The sequence below is a fragment of the Variovorax sp. KBW07 genome, from assembly GCF_003852515.1.
Taxonomy (GTDB): domain Bacteria; phylum Pseudomonadota; class Gammaproteobacteria; order Burkholderiales; family Burkholderiaceae_C; genus Variovorax.
Window position 1 is genome coordinate 22,148 of sequence record NZ_QAJK01000072.1, and the last position, 23,466, is coordinate 45,613.

At 67.8% G+C, this 23,466-nt stretch carries 17 protein-coding genes; 6 read left to right on the forward strand and 11 right to left on the reverse strand.

Annotated features, from left to right (window positions below):
• Positions 1-23: 23 nt before the first annotated feature.
• Genes DBV14_RS15745 through DBV14_RS15760 form a run of 4 tightly spaced genes read right to left on the reverse strand, consistent with a single transcriptional unit; the run spans position 24 to position 2,642 of the window.
• Complete coding sequence (locus tag DBV14_RS15745) at positions 24-221, reverse strand: hypothetical protein (protein WP_124460097.1); 198 nt, start codon at positions 219-221, stop codon at positions 24-26.
• 47 nt (positions 222-268) lie between these two features.
• On the reverse strand, positions 269-1,873 hold the full coding sequence (locus DBV14_RS15750; RefSeq protein ID WP_124460098.1) for an MFS transporter: 1,605 nt from the start codon (positions 1,871-1,873) through the stop codon (positions 269-271).
• Positions 1,870-2,265 carry a YciI family protein gene (locus DBV14_RS15755; RefSeq protein WP_124460099.1) on the reverse strand — a complete coding sequence of 132 codons (396 nt, stop codon included), beginning with the start codon at positions 2,263-2,265 and terminating at the stop codon, positions 1,870-1,872. The genes DBV14_RS15750 and DBV14_RS15755 overlap by 4 nt, the downstream gene beginning before the upstream one ends.
• Positions 2,262-2,642, reverse strand: coding sequence for a YciI family protein (locus DBV14_RS15760; RefSeq protein WP_124460100.1), 381 nt, complete (start codon positions 2,640-2,642; stop codon positions 2,262-2,264). The genes DBV14_RS15755 and DBV14_RS15760 overlap by 4 nt, the downstream gene beginning before the upstream one ends.
• Before the next feature lie 310 nt (positions 2,643-2,952).
• Between DBV14_RS15760 and DBV14_RS15765 the strand changes: the two genes are divergently transcribed.
• On the forward strand, positions 2,953-3,375 hold the full coding sequence (locus DBV14_RS15765) for a cupin domain-containing protein (RefSeq protein WP_124460101.1): 423 nt from the start codon (positions 2,953-2,955) through the stop codon (positions 3,373-3,375).
• 4 nt (positions 3,376-3,379) lie between these two features.
• Here the strand turns inward: DBV14_RS15765 and DBV14_RS15770 are convergent, their stop codons facing one another.
• From DBV14_RS15770 to DBV14_RS15785, 4 genes are read right to left on the reverse strand one after another with little or no spacing between them, the layout of a single operon-like run.
• Complete coding sequence (locus tag DBV14_RS15770) at positions 3,380-6,364, reverse strand: bpX6 domain-containing protein (RefSeq protein WP_124460102.1); 2,985 nt, start codon at positions 6,362-6,364, stop codon at positions 3,380-3,382.
• Positions 6,351-8,234, reverse strand: a complete 1,884-nt coding sequence (locus tag DBV14_RS15775) for a hypothetical protein (RefSeq protein ID WP_124460103.1) — start codon at positions 8,232-8,234, stop codon at positions 6,351-6,353. Before DBV14_RS15775 ends, DBV14_RS15770 begins: the two co-directional genes overlap by 14 nt.
• On the reverse strand, positions 8,231-8,677 hold the full coding sequence (locus DBV14_RS15780) for a hypothetical protein (RefSeq protein WP_124460104.1): 447 nt from the start codon (positions 8,675-8,677) through the stop codon (positions 8,231-8,233). Before DBV14_RS15780 ends, DBV14_RS15775 begins: the two co-directional genes overlap by 4 nt.
• A complete protein-coding gene (locus tag DBV14_RS15785; protein WP_124460105.1) occupies positions 8,674-9,801 on the reverse strand; it encodes an AAA family ATPase in 1,128 nt (375 codons plus the stop codon). The genes DBV14_RS15780 and DBV14_RS15785 overlap by 4 nt, the downstream gene beginning before the upstream one ends.
• Positions 9,802-10,130: 329 nt before the next feature.
• On the opposite strand from DBV14_RS15785, the gene DBV14_RS15790 reads away from it, so the two are divergent.
• Genes DBV14_RS15790 through DBV14_RS15800 form a run of 3 tightly spaced genes read left to right on the forward strand, consistent with a single transcriptional unit; the run spans position 10,131 to position 14,273 of the window.
• The gene (locus DBV14_RS15790) at positions 10,131-12,452 is read left to right on the forward strand and encodes a TonB-dependent siderophore receptor (RefSeq protein ID WP_260397062.1); all 2,322 of its coding nucleotides are present in this window, start codon (positions 10,131-10,133) and stop codon (positions 12,450-12,452) included.
• Positions 12,453-12,483: 31 nt separating this feature from the next.
• Complete coding sequence (locus DBV14_RS15795) at positions 12,484-13,170, forward strand: Fe2+-dependent dioxygenase (protein ID WP_124460106.1); 687 nt, start codon at positions 12,484-12,486, stop codon at positions 13,168-13,170.
• 53 nt (positions 13,171-13,223) lie between these two features.
• Positions 13,224-14,273 carry a DUF2167 domain-containing protein gene (locus DBV14_RS15800; RefSeq protein WP_124460107.1) on the forward strand — a complete coding sequence of 350 codons (1,050 nt, stop codon included), beginning with the start codon at positions 13,224-13,226 and terminating at the stop codon, positions 14,271-14,273.
• Between the two features lie 9 nt (positions 14,274-14,282).
• On the opposite strand, the gene DBV14_RS15805 is transcribed toward DBV14_RS15800, so the two are convergent.
• Positions 14,283-15,074, reverse strand: coding sequence for an enoyl-CoA hydratase/isomerase family protein (locus DBV14_RS15805; RefSeq protein ID WP_124460108.1), 792 nt, complete (start codon positions 15,072-15,074; stop codon positions 14,283-14,285).
• Between the two features lie 135 nt (positions 15,075-15,209).
• On the opposite strand from DBV14_RS15805, the gene DBV14_RS15810 reads away from it, so the two are divergent.
• Complete coding sequence (locus DBV14_RS15810) at positions 15,210-16,337, forward strand: AraC family transcriptional regulator (protein WP_124460109.1); 1,128 nt, start codon at positions 15,210-15,212, stop codon at positions 16,335-16,337.
• Here DBV14_RS15810 and DBV14_RS15815 read toward each other — a convergent pair.
• Entirely contained in the window at positions 16,303-22,410 is a 6,108-nt protein-coding gene (locus DBV14_RS15815) for an autotransporter-associated beta strand repeat-containing protein (protein ID WP_124460110.1), read from the reverse strand. The two genes, DBV14_RS15810 and DBV14_RS15815, sit on opposite strands and share 35 nt — an antisense overlap.
• Positions 22,411-22,446: 36 nt before the next feature.
• Positions 22,447-22,698: a hypothetical protein gene (locus tag DBV14_RS15820; protein WP_124460111.1), complete on the reverse strand. Its 252-nt coding sequence runs from the start codon at positions 22,696-22,698 to the stop codon at positions 22,447-22,449.
• Between DBV14_RS15820 and DBV14_RS15825 the strand changes: the two genes are divergently transcribed.
• The gene (locus DBV14_RS15825; protein WP_124460112.1) at positions 22,697-23,281 is read left to right on the forward strand and encodes a GbsR/MarR family transcriptional regulator; all 585 of its coding nucleotides are present in this window, start codon (positions 22,697-22,699) and stop codon (positions 23,279-23,281) included. The genes DBV14_RS15820 and DBV14_RS15825 overlap by 2 nt on opposite strands.
• Positions 23,282-23,466: the final 185 nt, after the last annotated feature.

The following is a 23,466-nucleotide window of genomic DNA, read 5'->3' on the forward strand; positions in this document are numbered from 1 at the left end:
ATCCCCACAAAGGGGCGTCCCCCTCAGTTGGTCGTGCTTTCGGGCGTGTTTTCCATGCGCCGGGTGAGCGTACCCAGCTGCAGCTCGATGGAAAACAGCCGCTCGTTCAGCACGGCCGTCTGCAGCCGGATCGCCTCGACGATGGCCTTGGTCTGCGGGTCGGTGGTGTTGTCGGACAGTTCCGCCAGGTCATGCAGCTTCTTGCGCAGTTCGTTGCTCATGGAAGGCTCCGGTCATTGCGTCGTGGAAGCTGCAGTATGGGGTTTCGTCAGCGCTCCGGCAATGCGGCGGCACCCGGTGTGGCGGGCGGCGATGCGTCCTCCACGCCGGCACTGCTGGCCCCACCGGTCCCGACGGTGCGCAGCCGCACCGCCACCAACCCGCCCACCAGCAGCAGCACCGCCGCGCAGATGCCGGCCGTCAGGCGCATGCCGTGCAGCAAGGCGTCGCGGCCCGCGTCCAGCAGCTCGGCGCCCGTGCTCCCGGCGAGTTGCCCCGCCAGCGCGACCGCGCCGCCGAGCGTGCTGCGTGCCGCCTCCACTTCGGCCGGGCCCGCCAGGCCTGCCGGCACGGCGTCGGCCATGGTGCCGCGGTAGATGGCCGCACCGATGCTGCCGAGAATCGCGATGCCCAGCGCACCGCCGAACTCCGAGCTGGTTTCGGAAATGGCCGAAGCCACGCCCGCGCGCTCCGGGGGCGCGCTGCCCACCACGAGGTCGGTGGCCAGCGTGAACACCGGCGCCAGTCCGAGCGAAGAAATGATGGCGCTGCTCACCATCCAAGCCAGGCCGTCTTGCGCGGGCAGCACGACGAGCATGCCGAAGCCCAGCGCCGCCACGGCCAGGCCGCCGCCCATCACGAAGGCCGGCCGCATGCGCCGCGCCAGCGCCGGCACCACCATGGAACCGACGATGAAGGCGCCCGCGCTGGGCATGCTCCACAGGCCGGCATGCAGCGGCGAGAGGCCGAGCACCAGCTGCAGGTACTGGGCGTTGTAGAGAAAGATGCCGAACATCACGAAGCACGCGAGCATGTAGGCGCCCAGCGAAACGCTGAAGGCCGGCAGGCTGAACAGCCGCAGGTCGATCATCGGATTGGGCAGCCGCCCCTGCCGGCGCGCGAACACCCAGCCGAGCACCGCGCCCACGGCAATCGACAGCAGCGACACCGCGTCGGGCCCGTGCTCCGCCACCTGCTTGATGCCGTAAATGACGGCCAGCACCGCGCCCAGCGACAGCGCCACGCTGAGCAGGTCGAGCCGCGCGGCGTCGGGGTCCTTGTATTCCGGCAGCAGCATCGGCCCGAGCACCAGCAGCAGCACCATCACCGGCACCCCGATCAAAAACACCGAGCCCCAGGGGAAGAACTGCAGCAGCACGCCGCCCAGCACCGGGCCGATGACGGCGCCCGCCGAGTAGCTGGAAATCCACACGCCGATGGCCACGGTGCGCTGCGCCGGGTCGAGAAACATGTTGCGGATCAGCGAGAGCGTGGACGGCGCCAGCGTGGCCCCCGCCACGCCGAGCAGCGCGCGCGTGGCGATGAGCATGTTGGCCGTGGTGGAGAACGCCGCCAGCACCGAGGCCACGCCGAACGCGGCCGCGCCGATCAGCAGCAGGCGCCGCCGGCCGATGCGGTCGCCCAGCGTGCCCATGGTGACCAGCAGGCCGGCCACGAAGAAGCCGTAGATATCGACGATCCACAGGAGCTGCGAAGCCGTGGGCTTGAGCTCTTCGCTGATCGACGGAATCGCCAGGTTCAGCACCGTGAGGTCCATCGAATAGAGCATGCACGGCAGCGCGATGACGGCCAGGCCGGTCCATTCACGCGCCGTGGCGCGGGCGGGAGGCGATGCGGGGGCGGCGACGCTCATCGACCTCCCTCGTTGCCGTGGCCGGGCTGCCCGCCTTGGCTGGCAGCAATCGACTTGACCGGCCGCACCTCGATGCTGCTGAAGCGCGCCGACGGAATGCCGGCCGCGAGCTCGAGCGCTTCTTCTTCGCTGTCGGCCTCGACAAGGTAGAAGCCGCCCAGCTGCTCGCTGGTTTCGGCGAACGGGCCGTCGGTGACCGACAGCTTGTTGTGGCGCATGCGCACGGTGGCCGCGGTTTCGGCGGGCTGCAGCGCCTCGGCGGCCACGAGCTTGCCGCGGGCGTGCAACCGCGCGTCGTAGTCGATGTGTTCGTTGATGTACATGTCCATGTCGTGCGACGAGAAGTGGCTCGTCTGTTCTTCGGTTCCGTAGATGAGGCAAAGGTATCTCATGCGGCATTCCCCTCCGGGTTTTCCATGATTTCCATGTTCTCGATGGGCCGGACCTCGATGGCGCCGTAGCGCGCCATCGGAATGCGGCCGGCGATCTGGATCGCGGCGTTCAGGTCGCGGGCCTCGACGAGGATGAAGCCGCCGAGCTGCTCGCGCGCCTCCGCGTAGGGGCCGTCGACGTGCGAGCGCTTGCCGTTGCGCACCTGAACGACCTTGGCCGACTTCACCGACGCCAGGGCCTCGGCGGCAATGAAGTGGCCGCTCCTTTCAAGCTCGCGGTCGTAGGCCATGGATTCTTCGTTCAGCGCCCTGAGTTCGTCGGGCGGAATCGTGCGGAACACCGCTTCGTCGCAATGAACGAGGCAGAGGTATTTCATGCGGGATCTCCTTGAAGATGGAATGGGAACACCCTTGGTCGAACGGCGATGGCCGAAATCGACAAAAAGGGCGCGGACGGCGTCAAGAAAATTTCTCTGGCGCCGGCGTCAAGCTGTCTTCCCTTTGCTTTGGAGGGGCGCTGGTTCACCGGCCTTGACTGTTTTGGAGAGCGCCCGGTACGCGGTACGGCGCATCCGGGCGCTTGCCGTGGGGTTTGTGCCGCTTGTGCCGCAGCCTCCCTTTTTTGGGCCGGGAACGCTTTATGCGTGCTGCAGCGCAGCACAACAACCACTTGCCAAGGAGTGCTCCATGCTGGACCGTACTGTCACCCAGTTTTCTCATGTGAAGCCCGGCGACACCGAGTTCGTGTCAGGCGGCCTGCGCGACTTCTTTCTCTATCGCGACCTCGGCATTGCGGAGGCCACCAACGGCAAGGTCATCGCGCATCTGGTCAAGGCCAACATGGCACCGGAAACGGGCACCGGCTGGCACCGGCACGAGGCGGACTTCCAGATCGTGATCATGGTAAAGGGCTGGGCGCGCTTCATGTACGAAGACAAGGAAACGCTGGTCGAGGCCGGCGACGTGGTGCACCAGCGGCCGGGCATCCGGCACTTTCTGTTCGACTACTCGCCGGACATGGAGTACCTGGAGATCGTGTCGCCCGCGGACTTCAAGAGCATCGACGTCGAGCCGGTGTGCGAGATTCCGCCGCCGACGCCCTGGAAGTAACAGGTCAGCGGATCGCGAAGCCGGTCGCCACGCTGCGCTCGGTGTCCAGGTGCAGCACGCGGCCCTGGCCGTCGAACACCAGCCAGCCGTTGGCGACAGCGCGCATGCCCGGCTCGCCGTCGGGCCACGCCAGCGTGGCGGCTGCACGGCCGCCGCCAAGGACCAGCCATTGCAGGGTGCAATTGCCGGATGCCGACCGCAGCATCACCAGCCAATCGCCGTCGACCCAGAAACCCAGCGCCGTGCCCTCCGGCGCGTCCGCATGGTCGGGCACGCGAACCACGCCTTCGATGCCGGCGACAACCCGCCACCGCAGGCACAGGGTTCCGCCCTCCTCGGTCTCGCCGAGCAGGCGAAACGCACCGAGCTGTGGATGCAGCATGTGCTTGGACATCGGGATCGCCGAGAAGTCCATGCGCTCGCGACTCAGCAGACGCCGCAGTTCGCACTGGTAGCGCCACAGGCTCGGGCCCAGCACGTCGTCGTGAACCACGAACTGCTCGAGGTGGCGCGTCGCGGTGAGCTCGACCACCTCGCCTGGCAGGTCGGCCACCTGCCACAGCACGTCCTGCAGTGAACGCCCGGTGTCGAGCACCTGGATGCGGTTGCCGCGCGCCACGGTCCAGCCGATGCCGTCGAACTCGGTCACGAAATGGTCGATGGCGGCGAACCCCAGGTCGTCGATCTGGCGCTGCACCAGGTCGAGCCGGCTCACGCGCCACAGGCCATCGCGCTGTGCGAGCGCCAATGCGACCTGCCCGCTGTAGGCGGGAACCAGCCGGTAGGCCGGCGCCGCGAAACGGGCCAGCACGTGGCCCGTGGTGTCGGTCATGACGGCGCCCGCTTCACCGAGCGCCAGCAGGTAGCGGCCATCGTCGAGCAGCGCCGCATCGTGCACCGCGTGGGCGCCGGCCGCGGGCGCATCGAGCACCAGGGGCCTTGGCTGCTTGACGAGTGGCCTGGCTTGAAAACCGGGCATCTCTCCGCCCGGCATGTCGGCCTGCAACAGAGGGTCGGCATTGAGGCGCAGCAGTGCCTGGAAGGCCTTTTTGTCGAGGCGGCCGTGCCCGCCCGCGTGGTCGGCGAGCAGCGCGGGCATCAGCACGGCCATCAGGCCGCGCGAGGTGGCGGTGTGGCTGGCCACGGCAAGCAGCTCGCTGGCAAGGGCGGCGCGCTCGCGATGCAGCAGCGGATCGTCGCGCAGGGCCCGCAGGCGCTCCGCGCAGGCATCGAGCGTGTCGGGCAACAGCAGCGCGCGCTGCACCAGCGCCCGGGCCGCCAACCGGCCATCGGCAGCCTCCGCGGCGAGCAGCCAGGCCACGGCCTTTTCGCGCGCGGCGGGCACGGGCCAGACAGCGTCCACGGCCTTCAGCCATTCGCCGCGCTGCGCCAGCGCCTCGCCCCATTCTTCACGCAGCCGGTTGGCCATCTCGGGCCACTTGGCCTGCAGTTGCAACACGGCGTTGGCAAAGGCGTTGTCGCGCCGCGCCACCGCAATGGCCCGGCGCCAGTCGCCGGCCAGGCACAGCAGGCGCACGATGACTTCGGACGGGCGGTCCCAGCCCAGCGCAAGCTCGGCGGCCTGCGCATGGCGTTGGTGCTTCTCCAGGTAGTCGAGCGCTTCCTGCCGTACCTGCAGCAACTCGGCCAGCACGAACACGGCCTCGTCGATGCGGCCGTCGCGGTCGAGCTTCTCGAAGCTCTTGCGATAGAGCTGCCGCAGGTGCTCCTGGAAGTTGTCGTCGACGTAGATGCCCGAACGCGGCCCGTTCGATCCGTTGAGCGACAGGCTGTCGCGCCGGCCCGGTGTGCCGAAGGCCTGCCCGACGTCGTGGCCCTCGCCGCCCAGCGGAATCGCGTGGCGCAAGGCCTCCATGAGATCGCCGTCGTCGAACATCTTGAGCATGCGCCGCATGTACGCAGCCTGCTGCCGGCCCAGCAGCTTCGAGAGCTGCGAAGCGATGGCCATGCGCGCCATCCAGTCGCGCCAGCGCGAGCGCAACGGCGTTGCATTGCCGCGAGGCTTCAGTGAGGGCGAAGGCGATGAAGGCGACGGAGCGGGCCGCGCGGATGTAGCAGGCTTGCTCGCGGGCCTGCCGCCCTTCGATTGGCGCGCCCGCCGCGCTTCGACACGGGTCATCGCCCAGATCACCAGGGCCACGATCAGCAGCGTGGCGATCGCAACCCCGATCGACGACGCGTCGAGCTGCATGGAGGGCTCGTGGCGCGAGGCGCTCGGCTTTGTCAGGTCCACCGACGAAGGCGCCTGCTTTCCGCCGGAAAGAAAGAACGCCAGCAGGGCCAGCGCGACCAGCGCCCAGCCCCACCATTTGTGGACATTGCCCGAGCCCGCCCAGCCCGTGGGGCCGCTGGCCCGCCGTGCGGGCGCACCGGTTTTCATGACGCCGCGGCGGGCCTCCATGTCGCGCGCGCGCTCGGCCATGGACTTGAGGAATTCCAGTTGCTCGTCGCTGGCCGGCGGAATCGCGTCACCCAGCACGTCGCGCACCGAGCGCCCTTCGGCATCGAGTACCACCGGTTGGGGCAAGGCCTCCCGGCAATCGAAGGTGTCGAGCAACGCCGGGCCGGCATCGAGCCACATCGAAACGTCGAATGGCGTGGCCTGCGAGAGTTGCAACGCCAGCACCTCGCCGCCCTGCACGAGCCAGATGTCGGCCATGGGCAATGCGGCGCGCTCGTTTCGGTCGAGCTCGGCCGAACACAGCGCGGCGCCTTCGCGCCGCAGCGGCCAGCCGGCGAGCCGGTCGCAATCGAGCGACACCGGAGCCGCAAAGCGCAGCAGGTCGCCCTCCGCGAAACGGAACAGCTGCGCCCCCACGCGCCATGCCTCGACGATGCGCCGCGCGCGCAGCGGCTCAGGGAGCCACTCCGACGAGAACCACAGCCCCGCCACCGACTGCCGGCCCTTGAGCACGGGGCGGTGAACCTGCGCGGCCGGCATGCGTTGCCCGGGTTCAGGCATTCGCATCGGACGCTCCTTCGCCATGCAGCACCGCGCGCAACGAGCGCTCGGGCACCACATAGAAGATGACCTTCTTGTGCACGGTCAGCATGACGGCCAGCCCGGTGTTCGGGCAGACGCTGATCTTCTCGATGCGCTCGGGCGCGACGTAGATGACTTCAGGGGACGCGTCTTTCGCATGCAGCACCAGCGCGGTCCGCTCCGGCGACAGGCTCAACATGACGAAGCGCGCCTTCTTCGTGTCGTGTACCAGCGCGACGCCGCGGTGAATGTTCAGCTCGAAGCTCGTCCAGGCCCTCGAAGCCTCGACGTGCCGCATGCCGGCAGTGGTGGCAAGCGGCGTGGGCTCGTACACCCGCCAGGTTTCGTTGCCGCTGGTGGTGCTGTAGGTGCGCACCGCGCAACTGCCGATGCCGCGCCGCCACTGCGTGCCGCCGCCGAAGAGAACCACGGTGTCGTCCGCGCCCGCGCAGACCGTGAGCACGGTCGAGGGCGACACTTCGACGCCCAGGTAGCACAGCACCAGTTGCTTCGACCGGATGGTCGCGTAGACCAGGCCGCCATCGGCCCACTGGAGCATGCCCACCACGCGCTGGTCGACCAGCTTCGGAGGGCCAGGCTCGAGAGACGGCGTGCTGTTCCTCAAAGCCTCCCAGGCCACCAACCGGCCGTCCCGATCGATCACACACACGCACTGCTTCTGCGCGCTGTGCAGCCAGACCGAGGGCAGCCACACGCCGAGCCCGGGCGGTGCGCGGAACACCTCGGGTTCGGGCGCGACGAAATTGCCCAGCCCCTGGACCTGCCAGAAATACATCGAGCGCTCGAAGCCCAGCAAGGCGCCAAGGCGCTTGCCCGCGAACATGGCCGTCAGCGGCTCCAGCCGGTCGCCCCAGCGTTGATACCTCGGCTTGCCGGCCTTGCGCTGCGCAAGGCTCGCAACGGGGAACACCACCACGCCGGGCTCGTCGAGCAACTGCACCGCCACGTGCGTGCCCTGTGAAGAGATCAACGGCGGCCGCTGCAGCGAGATGCGGCCACGATGGCGCTGGTGCACGGTGGCGGGTGCCGCCTGGGCGAACTCGCCCTTCAACAGCGGCACGGCAGCCTTCACCGATGGCAACGGCAACTGCGCGTGGCGCAGCGCATCGCGTCCGCTCAGGGAGACCTCGAGCACATCGCCCTGCACCGCGCGGCACAGGCGGATGCGGTGGCTGGTCCAGCGCTCGGCCATGGGCGGCTCCACCGGCGCGGCGCCGATCAGCCAGCTTTCGCCAGGTGGATGCGGCAGTTCGGCCAGCGCCTCCCGCCAGGCCTCGCCCTGCCCGGCATCGCCCACCACGAAGTTGCGGCTCTTCATCAACGCCTTGAGCTGGCGCGCGTCGTGCGCGTCGTGCAACTGGCCCGGCAACTGCAACACGCCCCAGCGGAGCGCGCCGCCGCTCAGCGCGGCCCGGCGCGCGAGCAGGATCCACAGCGCAAGTTGCCCCAGGCGCGACGCGCCGAGTTGCAGCGGCCCTGCGTCGAAGATCGCGACGATGCCTTTTTCGGCCTCGCGCGAACGCGGACGCGGCGCCAGGAAAAGATGTTCGCTGGAAGCCGCGCGGCGCAGGAACTCGTCGGGCAGCTCATCGGCCAGCAGCCACTCGGTGGACAGCAGGCGTTCGTAGCGGCCGCGTCGGCGCAGGTCGTCCAGCCCATCGGGCTCGGGCTGTCCGCCGCGCGTCTGACCCTGGAAGCGCCCCAGCAGCGGCTGCATGCGCTGGATGAGCGCGCCAAGTTCGGCTGCGATCTCCAGACCGAACCATTCGAGCCAGGGATGCCATGGCTTGAGCGCCTCGGGCAGTTCGGTGGCCGTTGCGGTCGTCGTGCTCATGCGGCGCCTCCCGCCCAGTGCGCCTCGATGCGTGCAAGCAGCGCGGGCGACAGCGGCATCAGCCGGTCCAGCGGCAGCACGGCTTCGGGCCTGGCCCACAGCAGCAAGGGCTGGCGCCCCGGGTGATGGCGCTGCAGGCTGCGCGCGATCAGGTCCGCGGGCAGGTCGGGCGCTTCGAGCGTCGGCAGCCAGAGGCCGGGCGCTTCGGCGCAAGGCGCTGCATAGGCGATGCCGTCGACCCAGGGCAAGGCACCGCCCTCGCCCACCACGACCAGCAACTCGCGGCTGGCCGTGGCCGAAAGACCGGCTTGCTGTTCGGGTTCGAGAAGACGCAACCGCGCATGGAGCGCGCGCGCCGCCGTGCCCCAGGCCACGGCCGCCTGCGCGGGCGGTGCTTCGGCGCGGGGCCGCCAGCGCCATTCGAACGTTGTCGCCAGGCTCATGCAGCCGCGGCGGCCAGACGTTCGACGAGCTGGCCGCGCAAACCGGTCAGGGGCTCGGGCAATTGCTCGCTGTTGAAGTTGGCATCGATCTCGCGCAGCACGCTCTCGGCCTGCGCGCGTGCCGAGGCGGGTTCGGCCTCGAGGCAGGCACGCGCGGTTTCGGCCAGCCGCGCGGCGCGCGACAGCGGCTGCAGCGTGGCTTCTTCCACCGCACTCAGCAGGTGTGGATGGTGGGCATTGGCGAAGGCGTCGCGCAGCACGTCGCGCGCGCTTTGCTGGGCCTCTTGCGTGGGCAGCACGTACAGCAGCGGCCACAGGTCGGCCTCGGTGGTTTCGAGCCGGCCCGCCAGCACGGCAGCCGCGGCCAGAAGGCGCTGCGACTTCACGATGCGCCGGTCCGACAGTTGCACGCCGGACTGGCGCAGCTTGCGGATGGCATTGGCCAGCGCCGGCTGCACACCACTCAGGTCGACCTGCCCGAGCTGCTGGCACAGCGTGTCGAGGTCGGCCAGCGCGGTGCCCGTGCCCACCGGTGCGTGGTCGGAACGCCAGCCGCCGCTGAGCATGGCTTCCAGCTGGTGGTCGGGCAGCGGCTCGATGAACACGTGCAGCAGAAAACGATCGGCGAAAGCCGCGAGCCCTTCGTCGTCGGGCAGCGCATTGGCCGCGCCCACGCACACGCGCAGCGGGCAATGCAGCTGCGTGTGACCACGCCGGAAGCGGCGCTCGTTGAGCACGCCGAGCAGCGTGTTCAGGATGGCGGTGGAGCCCAGGAACACTTCGTCGAGAAAGGCCACGTCGGCCTCGGGCAGCATGCCGCTCACATCGGTTTCGACCGTGCCGGCACGCAGCTTGTTCAGGTCCACCGGGCCGAACAGCTCGGAAGGCTCGGTAAACCGACCGAGCAGGTATTCGAAGTAGCGCCCGCCCAGGCTCTGCGCCACGCGCCGCACCACCGCGCTCTTGGCAGTGCCGGGCGGGCCGACCACCAGCAGGTGCTCTTGCGCCACGGCGGCCAGCACGATGAGCTCGGCCAGTTGCTCGCGGCCGACAAGGCCGGTGGTGGCGGAGCGGATGGCACGGCGCACGTTGTCCGCACAGGCCTGGAGAGAAGTGGTGGTCATCGGAAATCGCGGTTTGCGGATATCAACGGGCGGCCAGTGTGCCGCAGCGTTGTTTCAAAAAGAGACAAATGGCGGGCGAACGGCGATTCTGACCGAGCGCACGCCAAGTTTTTCGCACTCGCGCGACGGGGTACCCAGATGGCGAATCTGTCTTCCACCTGACCTGCCAGGTAAAGACGGGGCGCTGTCTCTCCGGCCAAACACCGGGCCAGTTAAAACTTCAAATAAGAGCTATTCGCAGCCAGAATTTGCGGCCAGTGGTGCTTTCGTTTGCATGCACTGCATTGCAACCGCACCGTCGCCCGCACATCTTCTGGAAAGCCTCTTCGATGACCCGCCCTCTTCACCTGGTACGCCCGATGCGCCTGATGCGCCGCCGCACGCCCGTCGCCGTGGCCCTGCTCGGCCTCTTCGCCTCGCTGCCCGCCGCCTTCGCGCAGCAGGCGTCCCAGCCCACGGCCCCGAGTGCCGCATCGTCGTCGTCGCCCTCGTCCGCCGCGGGTACCTCGGTGCCGGGCACGCTGCGCGAAGTGCAGGTGCAAGGCGCGCAAGACAAGACCGGCTTCGGCGCCAACCCGTCGTCGCTCAATCGCCTGCCGGCCGACCTGCGCGACGCACCGCAGTCGGTCACCGTGATCAATCAGGCGGTGATGCAATCGCAAGGCGCGACCTCGCTGGCGAGCGCGCTGCGCAACGTGCCGGGCCTCACCATCGGTGGCGCCGAGGGCGGGCAGATCGGCACCAACATCAACCTGAACGGCTTCTCGGCGCGCACCGACATCTTTCTTGACGGCGCACGCGACCGCGCGCAGTACTACCGCGACACCTTCGCGCTCGAATCGGTCGAAGTGCTGATGGGCCCCTCGTCGATGCTGTTCGGCCGCGGCTCCACCGGCGGCGTGATCAACCAGGTCACCAAGAAACCGTCGCTCACGCCCGCGGGCGAGGTCTCGCTGTCGGCCAGCACCACGGGCCTGGTGCGCTCGACCATCGACATCAACCGGCCGCTGTCGGACACCTCGGCCTTCCGCATCGCGGCCATGGGCCAGCAAGGCGACGCGAGCACGCGCGAGCAGACCAAGCTGAAAGACTTCGGCCTCGATGCGTCGCTGAAGTTCGGCATCAACACCCCCACGCAGGTCACGCTGTCCGCGCTGGTGCAGCACAACCGCGACCAGCCCGACTACGGCGTGCCGCCGCTCAACGGCCATCCGGTGAAGGTCGACCGCAACCTGGCCTACGGCTTCAGCGACGACCGCACGATTTCCGACATTCGGGCGTTCAGCGCGGTGGTGCAGCACAAGCTCACGGCCGACACGTCGATCCGCAACCAGACCCAGTACAACGACGTGACCACCGACGCGCGAGAGACGGCGCCGCAGAGCATCGGCACGCTGTCGGCCAAGGGTGTGTTCACGCCGTTTTCCACCGGTACCACCGCCGTGCCGGCCGCCGCTTTCACCACGCTGCCGCTCGAAAGCCTGTGGGTGCGCCAGCAAAGCCATGACCGCACGATCCACGACAAGTCGCTGTTCAACCTGACCGAGCTCAACACGAAGTTCCAGACGGGTTCCATCAAGCACACGCTGCTCGCGGGCTTTGAACTGGGCCACGACACCTACGACAACCAGGCCTACTACCGCAACGGCAGTTGCGCCGGCGTGGCGCTGAACCCCGCCGGCGGCACGAGCGGCTATGCCACCTGCTCGCCGCTGCTCGCGCCCTACCAGGGCAACACGCCGGTCACCGCGCCGTCGCTGCCCGGCAACCTGGCCACGGCCAGCGCCACCACGGTGGCGGGCTACGTGAACGACACCATCGAGCTGAACCCGCAGTGGAAGCTGGTGGGCGGCGTGCGGCAAGACCACTACCGCGCGAACATCCGCAACACGGTCACCAGCGCCACCACGCTCGCGGCAGAAAACCAGACCGTCGACTTCACCAGCGTGCGCGCCGGTGCGATCTGGCAACCGACGCCCGAGCAGTCGTACTACGTGTCGTACAGCACGTCGTTCAACCCTTCGCTCGAACAGCTGGTGGCCACCACCGGCAGCACGCAGCCGCTGCCGCCGCAGAAGAACAAGGCCTACGAGGCCGGCGGCAAGTGGGACATGAACGACGGCAACCTCTCGCTGACGGCGGCCGCGTTCCAGATCACGCAGACCAACGCGCGCTCGCAGAACAGCGACGGCACCTACAGCGCCACCGGCACCGTGCGCGTCAACGGCGTGCGCGCCGGCGTGGCGGGCCGCGTGACGGACAAGCTGCAGTTGTTTGGTGCCTACACGCACCTGGACGCCACCATCACGCAAGGCATCGCGCCCGGCACGCTCGGCAAGACGCCCGCCAACACGCCGAAGGACGCGGCCAGCCTCTGGGCCACCTACGCCATCACGCCCGAATGGGAAATCGGTGGCGGCACCACCTACAGCGCGAAGCGTTTCGCCAACAACACCGACCTGGTTCAGGTGGGCGGCTACGCACGGCTGGACGCGATGGTGGCTTACCATCAGCCCAAGTACGACATCCGCCTGAACGTGTTCAACCTGGCCAACCGCCATTACTACGACGCGCTGATTCCATCGGATGGCGGCCGTGCGGTGCCGGGCTCGGGCCGCGCCGCCACGGTGTCGTTCACCTATCACCTTTGATCGAGCCTACGGGCCGAAAGACCGATTCGCCATGCTGGTGTGCATTCCCGGTGTCCTGGATCGCGAAGCGCTCGCGGCGGTTCGCGCGCGCCTCGATGCGGCGGGCGATGCCTGGGTCGATGGCCGTGTGACCGCCGGCCACCAGGGCGCGCCGGTCAAGTTCAACCAGCAGATCGACGAAGGATCGGCGGTGGCGCACGAATGCCAGGCCATCGTGGCCAGCGCGCTCGAACGCCACCCGACCTTCATCAGCGCCGCGCTGCCGAACCTGCTGTACCCGCCGATGTTCAACCGCTACAGCGAAGGCATGCGCTTCGGCCTGCACGTGGACGGCGGCGTGCGCATCGACCCGCGCAGCGGACGCAAGCTGCGCACCGACCTGTCGGCCACGCTGTTCCTGTCGGATGCCGACAGCTACGACGGCGGCGAGCTGCAGATGGAAGACACGCACGGCATGCAGACCGTGAAGCTTGCGGCCGGCGACATGGTGCTGTACCCGGCCACCAGCCTGCACCAGGTGACGCCCATCACGCGCGGCGTGCGCGTGGCCTGCTTCTTCTGGGTGCAGAGCCTGGTGCGCGATGCCGGCGACCGTGCATTGCTGTTCGACATGGACAACGCGATCCAGCGGCTCAATCAGAGCGGCGCCGACGAATCGGCGCGCCGTACCCTTGTCGGGACGTACCACAACCTGCTTCGCAAGTGGAGCGACACCTGAGCTAGATAAACTCTCCCGGCTCGAAAAATCGATAACAACCGAGGAGAGAGAACTTGCGTATTCACACTGCCCGCCTGACGGCCGGCCTGCTGCTCGCGTGCGCCGCTTTCGTGGCTCCTGCAGGCCATGCGGCGTCATCGTCCGACACCACCGGCGCCACTGCATCCACTTCCGCCGCCAGCACACTGGAGGCCGAACAGGAAGCCGCCTTCAAGGCCGCGAAGGCCGTTCAAAAAATCGGGCCCGCCGAAATTGCATTGCGCGACCAGGCCCACCTGCACCTGCCGGCCGGCTACGTCTGGGTGCCGACGCCCGCCGCCGCGCAACTGATGCGCAGCATGGGCAACCGCACCGACGACACATTCATCGGCGCGATCTTTCCCGCTGACGACGCCGACTGGATGGCCGTCGTGAAGTTCGTGAAAGAGGGCTACATCAAGGACGACGACGCGAAAGACTGGAACGCCGACGACCTGCTCAAGAGCCTGAAGGAAGGGACCGAGGCCGCCAACGAAGAGCGCGCCAAGCGCGGCATTCCGGGCATCGAGGTCACGGGCTGGGCACAGAAGCCGCTGTACGAGGCAGAGTCACACCGCCTGGTGTGGTCGGCCCTGTCGAAAAGGAAGGGCGGCACCGATGGCAACCAGGGCGTCAACTACAACACCTACGCGCTGGGCCGCGATGGCTACCTGAGCCTGAACCTCATCACCAACGCCAACGACCTGGACAAGTACAAGCCCGACGCCGCCAAGCTGCTCGCCGCGCTGCAGTACGACGACGGCAAGAAGTACGCGGACTTCAACGCGTCCACCGACAAGGTGGCCGCCTACGGCCTGGCCGCGCTGGTGGCCGGCGTGGCGGTGAAGAAGCTGGGCCTGTTCGCGCTGGTGCTGGCCTTCTTCGCCAAGTTCGCAAAGCTCGCCGTCGTGGCGGTCGGCGCCGCGCTCTGGGGCATCGCGAAGGTGTTCAAGAAGAAGGAGCCGGCGGTCGTGGCGACGGCACCGGTGGCGGGCGACTTCAACGGCACAAGCACTGGTGGCAGCACCAGCGGCACCGGTGGCACTGGCAACGCCAGCGAACCGCCGAAGCCTCCGACAGCCTGAAGCAGCGCTTCAGCGGCCGGTGAAGCGTGGCGCCCGCTTGGCAACGAACGCCGCCACGCCTTCGCGAGCATCTGCGCTGCCCGCACGTTTGCGCAGCAGCTCATGCTCCATTGCCAGGTGCGCCTCGAAGGACCGGCCCGGCACACCGGCGCACAGCGCCTTGATGCCCGCGAACGATGCGCTGGCACCGCTTGCCAGCCGCATCACCAGCGCTTCGGCCGCGGCGGCAAGCTCGGCGTCCGGGTAGACCGCATCGACGATGCCCCATTCGAGACAACGCTTGCTGTCGACGGCATCGCTGAGCATCAGCAGCTGTTGCGCCCGCACCGGCCCCGCGCGCCGCGCCAGGAAGTAGGAAGCCCCCGCGTCCGGCGACAGCCCGATGGCCGCATAGCCCGTGCGTAGCTTCATCGACTCCGCCGCCAGCACGAAGTCGCCGCACAGCGCCAGCCCCACGCCCGCGCCGCCTGCGGGCCCGTTCACGGCCACGACCAGCGGCGCCGGACTGGCCGCCAGGCGCAGCAATGCCGGATGCAGGCTGTCGAGGATGGTGTCCACCAGCTCCGGCAGCTTCTCGCCAGCCGCCACGAACTCGTCGATGTCGCCGCCCGCGCAGAACACCCGCCCCTCGGCGGTCAGGAGAATGGCGCGCGGCTTGCGCTCCAGCAGCTCGTCGATGGCCCTCACCAACGAAGGGGAGTTTGTCGATGCGAGCACATTCGCGCGCTCGGGCCGCTTCAGCACGATGCGGCCGATGTCGTCCTGCAGGCTCCAGGCAATGCCTTCGCTGTGGTTGTTCATGTCGGTTGTCTCGTCTTTTTTTGATGGCGAAATGGTACGAGCCCTGCTCCGCCCCTGCGATGGCGTTTCGCATCGTTCGCATTGCCGAAAACATCAATCGACACGGTGGCATGCTTCGGGTCTGATCGCTGCGCCATGCTGCAACCACCCGTCACCATTCCCATCGCCTTCGTCCAGGGCATGCTTTCCGGCATCCGCGCCCGGGGCGATGCCGCGCCCATCGACGCCAATGCCGCGCTGGAAGACGCCGGCATTGCGCCGGCACTGCTCGAAGAAATGGGATCGCGCGTTACCGCCGAACAGTACGTCGCCCTGTTCGCGCTGTTGATGGACCGGCTGGACGACGAGGGCCTGTGCTTCCTCTCGCGCCGCATGCGGCGCGGCAGCTTTGCGCTGATGACGCGCGCCACGCTGGGCGCGCCCACCTTCGAGGTGGCACTGCGCCGCGTGGCCCACACCTTCAGCCTGCTGCAGGACGACCTGACGCTGGTGCTGCTGCGCGACGGCTCGCTCGCGGGCTTCGGGCTGCAAGTGAACGACCCGGCCGCCACGCACATGAACTTCCTGCACGAGCTGATGCTGCGCGTGTACTGGCGGCTCTCCGCGTGGCTGCACGGCGGCCGGCTGGCGGCGCGGCGCTTCGATTTCGGCTTTGCGCTGCCGCCCTATGCGGAGGGCTACGCGAAGGTTTTTCCCGGGCCGCTGAAATTTGGCCAGCCCTGCTCGGCCGTGTGGTTCGAGAGCAGCGCGCTCGCCACGCCGATGCACCGCGACATGCATGCGATGAACCTGTTCCTTGCGGAGGCGCCGGCCAACGTGATCCTGCCCCGGCTGGCGGAACAGGTGGTGAGCGCACGCGTGCGCGCGGTGCTGCAACAGAACCGGCCCGCCTGGGCCGACCTCGCGACCACCGCCAAGAGCCTCAACCTGTCCGTGAGCACGCTGCAGCGCCATCTGGCGACGGAAGGCACATCGTTCCAGTCGTTGAAAGACCAGTTGCGGCGCGACCTTGCCATCGTGCGGCTCAACACCAGCACCGTGCCGCTCGCGGCGCTGGCAGACGAGCTGGGCTTTGCCGACAGCGCGGCTTTCCAGCGCGCCTTCAAGACCTGGACCGGTGGCGCGCCGGGTTCGTACCGGCGGCGCCACGAACCTGGCCTGCCTGGGGCATCAGGCGCATCAGGCACGGCGGGTTCAGCAGGCTCCGGCGAGGAGCCCGCTCAACCGCTCACCACTTCACGCGAACGCCCAGCGAACCGTTGATTCCGCTCTTGACCTTGGCGTCGCCGCCCGAAGACCAGAGCTTGCCGACTTCGCCATAGAGGCTGGTCGTCTGGCTCAGTGCCAGCGTGAAGCCGCCTGCCAGCTCGGTGCTCGTGCCACCGGTGGGTGCGCCAATGTCGGTGGTGGTCGTGCCGGTCGTGAAGCGTGCGACGTCCATGCCGCTCGAAGTCTTGTAGACATTGAGGCGGCCGTACGGCTGCAGCGTGCCGACACCGGTATCGACCTGCCCCTTCACCCGAACGCCTGCGCGCACGAGCCAGCCGTTGTCCGCCTGCGGCTGCACCACGGCGCCGGAGATCAGCGAGTTGCCAAGGTCCAGGTGCTGGTGGATCAACTGCAGTTGCGGTTCCACGCTCCAGCCGCTGTTCCCGATCGCGAACGATTGGCCCACTTCGATGGAGCCCAGCAGGCTGTTGCCCTTGCCGCCTACCCCAGCGCCCAGGCTCGGCTCGACCGTGTAGCGATGGCGGCCCGACTGCACCACCGCATCGGCGTAGAAGCCGCTGTCGCTGGTGTAGGTGCCGTACACGCCGACGTACTGGCTGCGCAGGTCGTTGCGGCCCACGCCCAGGTTGCGGATGCCGCTGGCAAAACCGTTGACGCGTGCATCGCCATCGAGCTGGCCGACGTAGATGCCTGCGCGCCAGTTCGACGTGGCGAGCAAGTCGGTGCCGGCCTGGAAGCCGGTCAGGCGGCCCTTGCTCGTGGGCGAGACGGCGCCGCCCTGCTGGATGTCGATGTCGGTGGACAGAACGCGTGCCCACGCACGGCGGTCCGAACCCGTGGGTGCGGTGGCCGTGCCCTTCACATCGTCGTCGCCCACGCGCTTGCGCAGGTCGCCGAGCATCGCCAGGTTGCCCTGGCGCAGCTGGTTCGGCAGTGCGGCGTAGAGCGCCGCTTCACGGCGGTACGTGATGACCGGCAAGCCCGCCGGGTTGCCCGGAGACACCGCATTCATGGTGGAGCGCAAGTACCAGTTCTCGCCCGCGCCCTTGGCATCGGCTGCGTTCAGGCGGTATTCGTAGGCGCCCGCATCGACATGGCCACCGGCCAGCGAGAACGCGTCCTTGGTGGTCTGCGCGGTGGTCTTGGCACCGTTCTGCGCGGTGATCACCTCGATGCCGTTGCCGCTGGTCAATGCGCCCAGGCCACCGATGTTGGTGATCTGCACGGTGGTCTTGCCGCTGGCAACCGCCGTCGCGCCGTTGAGCACAAGGCGGTCCGATGGGCCCGTGCCGTTCAACGCGGTGCCCAGCTTCAGCACGCCGTTGTTGCCGACATACGGGCCATTGACCGTGAGCGTCGTGCCCGGCGTTGCGCCGGCCAGCGACACGGTGCCGCTGTTGGCCAGCGAAGCGATGCTCTGGTTGAAGCCCGCGAGGTCGAGCGTCGCACCGGCTGCCACGCTGTGCGCGGAGACTGCGCTCAATGTGTTCACCGCACCTGCCTTCAGCGTGCCTTGCGCCACGTTGGTGGCGCCGGTGTACGTGTTGGAACCCGACAGCGTCAGCGTGCCCGTGCCCTGCTTGGTGATGAAGCCGCCGCCGCTGATGCCGCCGCTCAGCCCGCCGTCGAACGCGCCCGTGTCGATGATCGGGTCCTGCTGGCCCGTGAGCTTGATCGCGTTGGCGATCGTCACGCCATTGGCACTGAAGCCCAGCGTGGTGTCGTCGTCCATCGTCAGCGTGCCGGTGCCCAGTGCCTGGCTGTGGCCGACGTTCAGGCGACCTTGGCGCAACGCGGTGCCGCCGGTGTAGGTGTTGGCGCCCGAGAGCGTCAACGCACCCGTGCCGACCTTGACCAGCGAACCACCGGCGCCCGAGATCACGCCCGAGACTTCGGTGCTGGTGTTGAGGTTGCCGGTGGTCAGCGCCTTGGCGCCCAACCGCACCTCGCCGCCGCCCGAGAGCGAGCCGATGGTGGTGCCGGCCGACGTCAGCCTGCGAATGCTGATAAAGCCGCCCGTCTTGTTGACGACCGTGGCCTGCGTGGCCATGCCGTTGTCCTGCATGTCGAGCGAGCCACCCGCCTCGTTGGTGATGACGGCCTGGCCGGCCGAACCGTCGTCCCAGATGTTGGTCGAACCACCCGCCGAGTTGACGATACGCGCATTGCCCGCGGTGGCGTTGTTCCACACCGTGACGCTGCCGCCGCGGTTGTCGAACACGGCGTCGCCCGCCGTGGAGTTGCCCGCAAAGGTGACGTTGCCGCCCTTGAAGTTGATGAAGCTCGCGTGTTCGGCGGAGGTGCTGTCCCTGAAGTCGATGCTGCCACCGTTGACTCCGGGGCTGGCAGCGGCGGTGGTGAAGTGCAGGTCGCCCGCGCCGGCATTGCCGGTGAACGCCAGGTAGCCGCTGCTGTTGACATCCACCGGACCGGTGCCCAGCGCGCCGGTCACGCTCGCGCTCACGCTGCCGCCATCGATCTTCGTGCCGCCGCTGTAGCTGTTGACGGATGCCAGCAACAGCTCGCCAGCACCGATCTTGCGCAGGCTCCCCGTGCCGCTCATCGTGCCGCCGAAGGTGCCGCTGGCCGACTGGTCGAAGGTGACGTTGGCGTTGTTGACGATGTCGCCCTGCAGGCTGGTGGTATTGCCCTGCAGCACGCCGGCCTTCACCTGCGTGCCGCCGGTGTAGTTGTTGGCGCCGGTGAGCACCAGCGTGCCGTAGTCGTCCTTGGTGAGGCCGCCCGCGCCGGTGAGCACGGAGTTGATGGTGGCCTTCATGCTCGCACCGGATGCGGTGCCGTCGCCGACCTTGACGATGGTGCTGGCGTTGCCGAGCGTGAGCGCGTCCCCGGTCACCACGTAGCCGTCGGTGAAGAACTGCGCGCCGCCGATGACGACGTCGCCGCCGCCGTTGTCCACCGTGACGGTGCCGGCCGTGCCGCCGAACATGGCGAAGCCGTTCTGCTTCCAGGCGACGTTGAGCTTGCCGTCGGCATCGGCCCAGCCGTCGTTGGGCGCGCCGAGGCGCCAGGTGCCGCTGCCGCCGCCGGCGGTGCTGTCGTTGTACTTGCTTGGGTCGCTGCCGTCCCAGAAGGTGAGGCTCATGCCCGTGCTGTTGATCAGGTTCACCTCCTTGGCGATCGAGGTCTGCACGTACAGGTCGCCCGGCAGGGCCGGCGTGGTGCCGAGGTTCAGGACGTTGTCCGTCAGCGTGCCGGTGTACTTGAAGAGACGGTACAGGCCGGGGCCGAAGCTGCCACCGGCCGACGGTGTCACGTTGAGCGTGCCGTCCAGCACCAGGTTGCCGTTGACCTTGACCAGGTCGCTCAGCAGGCTTTCGCCTGTGGCACCCAGCTCGTAGACCAGGAACGAGCCGCTGTTCAGGGTCAGGTTGCCGGTGGTCAGGGTGCCCGGGCTGTTGCCGGGGGCGAGCGATGCGCCGTCGGCGATGGTGACCGCACCCGTGACGATGCCGCTGCCGGCCAGCGTGGCGCCGCTTGCAACCTGCACGTTGCCGGTGCCGGTGGCGCTGCCGGTGGTGTTGTTCACGCTCAGCTTGCCGGCGTTCACTTGTGTGCCGCCGGTATAGGTGTTGGCGCCCGAGAGCGTCAGCGTGCCGGAGCCGGCCTTGACGAGGGAGCCGTCCACGCCGGAGATGACGCCGGAGACTTCGGTGTTGGTGTTCAGCCCGCCCGTGGTCAGTGCCTTCGTGCCGAGGAGCACATCGCCGGCGCCTTCGAGCGAACCGATCGCCGTGCCGGCTGCTGCGCTCAGGCTGCTGATGTGAACCTCGCCGCCCGCCTTGTTCACTATGGTGGCCTGATCGGCCGTGGCGCTGTAGTTGAAGCCGATCCGGCCGCCGGCCTCGTTGGTGATCGTGGCCTGGCCGGCCGAAGAGGTGTCCCAGAAGTAGGTTGCGCCGCCCGCGAAATTGGTGATGCGCGCGTTGCCGGCGGTGGCGCTGAACAAGAACGTGGTGTCACCACCGCGGTTCTCGAAGACGGCGTTGCCCGCGGTCGAGCCGTGATTGAAAGTCACGCTGGAAAAGGGGTTCGCGACGAAGGTGGCGTTGCCCGCCGAACTGTTGTTGTTGAACGCAACGTTGCTGATGTCGATGACAGGACCGACGGGCGCTGCCAGGGTGATCTGCAGGTTGCGCGCGTCCGCGGTACCGTTGAAGTTCAGCTTGGCGCCCGAGCTCACGGCCACCGCGCCGGTGCCCAGCGCGCCGCTGACCTCGGCGTTCACCGTGCCGGCGTTGACCGATGTGCCGCCTTCGTAGGTGTTGGCACCCGAGAGCGTCAACGCGCCCGCGCCAGATTTCGCCACACGGCCTGTGCCGCTGACGACGCCTGTGAAACTGGTGTCGTCCGACCGATTGAAGGCCAGCGTGCCGTTGTTCAGCACGTTGCCGACGATGCTGCCGGTGGTGCCGCCATTGCCGAGCTGCAGCGTGCCCGCGCTGACGGTCGTGCCGCCGCCGTAGGTGTGGGTGCCCGAAAGCGTCAGCGTGCCCGCGCCCGACTGCGTCACACGGCCTGTGCCGCTGACGACGCCAGTGAAACTGATGTCGTCCGACCGATTGAAGGCCAGCGCGCCGTTGTTCAACACATCGCCGACGATGCTGCCGGTGGTGGTGCCGTTGCCGACCTGCAGCGTGCCCGCGCCGACGGTCGTGCCGCCGCTGTAGGTGTTGGCGCCCGCCAGCACCAGCGTGCCGCTGCCGTTCTTCGTCAGCGAGCCGTCCCCCGACAACGCGCCGAGCATCGCCAGCGAACTCTTGCCTTGCAGCGCCAGATTCCCGCCGGCGGCAATGCTCACGTTGTTGTTCAGGGAATTCACGGCCGAAGTCCAGTCGAGGCCGCTGGCGCCCGAAACTGTCAGCGCACCGCTGCCGAGTGCGGCTTCATGGCCGAGCAGGAGCTCGCTGGAAGCCAGCGTGACGCCGCCCGCCAAGCCGGTGTTGTTGCCCGAAAGGCTGCTCGTGGTGAGGCCGTTCACCACCAGCGAGCCCGCGCCGCTGATCACGTTCGCGAGCTTGGCGCCTTTGAGTTCGAGGATGGCCCCCGAAACGACCTGAACGGCTGCAGTGGCGCCAAGGCTGACCGCGGCCCCGACGCTGAGCGTTCCCTGCGCAACCGACACGTTGCCCGGTGCGAACGACGAACTGCCCGGTGTGGTCGTGCGATCCAGTTCCCAGCGGCCGGCGCCGACTTTCACGAGATTGCCGGTGAACGTCGTGTCTCCAGTCACCGCATTGGAGTACACCCCGGTGGTACCGCTCGCGCCGTCGAGCGTGAGCAGCGAGTCGGCCCCCGCGATGTTGAGGTGACCCGCGATCTGCCCCCCGGCGGCCAGGCGGACGTCGTTGGCGCCGTTGGCGCCGAGGAGCACGTTGCCGCTGATCTGGCTCGAATTGATCAGGGTCGTGGAGCCGCTCGTGCCGATGGCGGTGTTGGGGGCAGAAATCAGCGACCCGCTCTCATTGGTGATCTTGGTGGGGCCGCCTGTCGACATGATGGCGCTCAAGGCGCCTCCCATGATCTTGCTGCTTCCTGTGTTCAGGATCTCCCCGCCGTTTTGCAGCAAGATGCCGTAGCTCCCCTTGCTGCCGATCGTGCCGCCCTGCTGGTTGATGACGGAGCTTCCCGTGTTGGCGAGGACAACACCGCCGTTGAAGCCGTATGCATAGCCGCCGAAATTCTGGAACTTGCTGTTGGCGCCGGTCAGGGAAACGATTGCATCGCTTTGAATGGTGCCGGTGGCGGTGTTGGTGACCGTCACGTTCGACTCGGTTGAATAGGCTCCGTACCCACTCTCCCCCAAGAGGCCGATGGTGCCTTGGTTGCGCAGTTCGGTGCCGGTCGTGACAAGGATGCTGCTGGGGGAGGCGCCGGTGCACACATTGATGCCGCCGCTCAGTGTGCAGTTGGCGAATGCAGGAGCGGCCGACCCGAACAGTGCTGCCGCCAGCAGCAGGCCGGACGCGCCGACCCTCGTGGTTGCGCTCGAGCCGCTGCGCTTGCCTCGCGCCCTGGTGGTTTCCGAAACGGCCACCCATGCGCCGATGGATGCATTCCACATGCTGCGGAAATTCTTGTTCATCTGATCTCCCCCGTCGTTTTTCTCTGCGCCCCAAAATCAGGGCAATGGCAAAAGCCGAATGCCGCATGGCTGATTCGCCGGCAACGTGCCATGTTTTGCCCCCTGACGCGCTCGCCGCGAGCGCCTGTCGCGCACCGAAACGGCGCAAGCAGTCAGGAAATGTTGATTTTTGTTAACTAAGTGTTTCAGCAACATCCCCAGAACAGGGTATTCGTCCGGTTTTTCTTTCTTCTGGAGTTTTCGGAAACTTCCGTACTTCCAGCAATCCGGCGCGACAATCCGGCGCATGCCCAACTCCTCCGACCTCCCCTCTCTCAACCGCCAGTTCGTCGCGCACTTCGGCGAAATGGGCAGCAAATGGGGCATCAACCGCACCGTCGGCCAGATCTACGCGCTGATCTTTCTGTCCGAGCGCGCACTGAACGCCGACGAAATTGCCGAACTGCTCGAGTTCTCGCGTTCGAACGTGAGCATGGGCCTGAAGGAGTTGCAGGCCTGGCGGCTGGTACACCTGCGGCATCACCCGGGCGACCGGCGCGAGTATTTCGAGGCGCCCTCGGACGTGTGGGAAATCTTTCGCGTGCTGGCCGAAGAACGTCGCCGACGCGAGATCGAACCGACGTTGTCGATGCTGCGCAGTGCGCTGCTCGAATCACCCACGAGCGATGCCGAGCGTCACGCGCAGGAGCGCATGCGCGAGATGCACGAGCTGATCGACCGGCTGATGAAGTGGTTCGACGACGTGCAGCGCCTGTCGCCCGAAACCGTCATGAAGCTCATGGGAATGGGCGCAACCGTGACACGTGTGCTGACGCTGAAGGACCGCATCACTGGCGGCGCGTCGAAGAAGAAAACTCCCGCGGAGGATTGATACGCCTTCGTGGCGGTCTGTTGTTGCTGCGTTGTGTTTGGCGTGTGCTGTTCAGGGCGCCGCTCACGCCGACGGTGTGCTCTGCTCCGCGAATGTCCCCCGCTTCGCTCCTCCTTTATTTCGCTGCGCAGAGCACACCATCCGCGTGAGCGTCATCAGAGTGGTCGTTGATCAGCGGTACACCA

Excerpts from the sequence above, each read along its gene's own strand:
- DBV14_RS15765 (WP_124460101.1), top strand. The coding sequence starts at position 2,953 with ATGCTGGACCGTACTGTCACCCAGTTTTCTCATGTGAAGCCCGGCGAC.
- DBV14_RS15815 (WP_124460110.1), bottom strand. The coding sequence starts at position 22,410 with ATGAACAAGAATTTCCGCAGCATGTGGAATGCATCCATCGGCGCATGG.
- DBV14_RS15790 (WP_260397062.1), top strand. The coding sequence starts at position 10,131 with ATGACCCGCCCTCTTCACCTGGTACGCCCGATGCGCCTGATGCGCCGC.
- DBV14_RS15795 (WP_124460106.1), top strand. The coding sequence starts at position 12,484 with ATGCTGGTGTGCATTCCCGGTGTCCTGGATCGCGAAGCGCTCGCGGCG.
- DBV14_RS15775 (WP_124460103.1), bottom strand. The coding sequence starts at position 8,234 with ATGAGCACGACGACCGCAACGGCCACCGAACTGCCCGAGGCGCTCAAG.
- DBV14_RS15770 (WP_124460102.1), bottom strand. The coding sequence starts at position 6,364 with ATGCGAATGCCTGAACCCGGGCAACGCATGCCGGCCGCGCAGGTTCAC.
- DBV14_RS15755 (WP_124460099.1), bottom strand. The coding sequence starts at position 2,265 with ATGAGATACCTTTGCCTCATCTACGGAACCGAAGAACAGACGAGCCAC.
- DBV14_RS15820 (WP_124460111.1), bottom strand. The coding sequence starts at position 22,698 with ATGCGCCGGATTGTCGCGCCGGATTGCTGGAAGTACGGAAGTTTCCGA.
- DBV14_RS15810 (WP_124460109.1), top strand. The coding sequence starts at position 15,210 with ATGCTGCAACCACCCGTCACCATTCCCATCGCCTTCGTCCAGGGCATG.
- DBV14_RS15760 (WP_124460100.1), bottom strand. The coding sequence starts at position 2,642 with ATGAAATACCTCTGCCTCGTTCATTGCGACGAAGCGGTGTTCCGCACG.
- DBV14_RS15745 (WP_124460097.1), bottom strand. The coding sequence starts at position 221 with ATGAGCAACGAACTGCGCAAGAAGCTGCATGACCTGGCGGAACTGTCC.
- DBV14_RS15825 (WP_124460112.1), top strand. The coding sequence starts at position 22,697 with ATGCCCAACTCCTCCGACCTCCCCTCTCTCAACCGCCAGTTCGTCGCG.
- DBV14_RS15785 (WP_124460105.1), bottom strand. The coding sequence starts at position 9,801 with ATGACCACCACTTCTCTCCAGGCCTGTGCGGACAACGTGCGCCGTGCC.
- DBV14_RS15750 (WP_124460098.1), bottom strand. The coding sequence starts at position 1,873 with ATGAGCGTCGCCGCCCCCGCATCGCCTCCCGCCCGCGCCACGGCGCGT.
- DBV14_RS15805 (WP_124460108.1), bottom strand. The coding sequence starts at position 15,074 with ATGAACAACCACAGCGAAGGCATTGCCTGGAGCCTGCAGGACGACATC.
- DBV14_RS15780 (WP_124460104.1), bottom strand. The coding sequence starts at position 8,677 with ATGAGCCTGGCGACAACGTTCGAATGGCGCTGGCGGCCCCGCGCCGAA.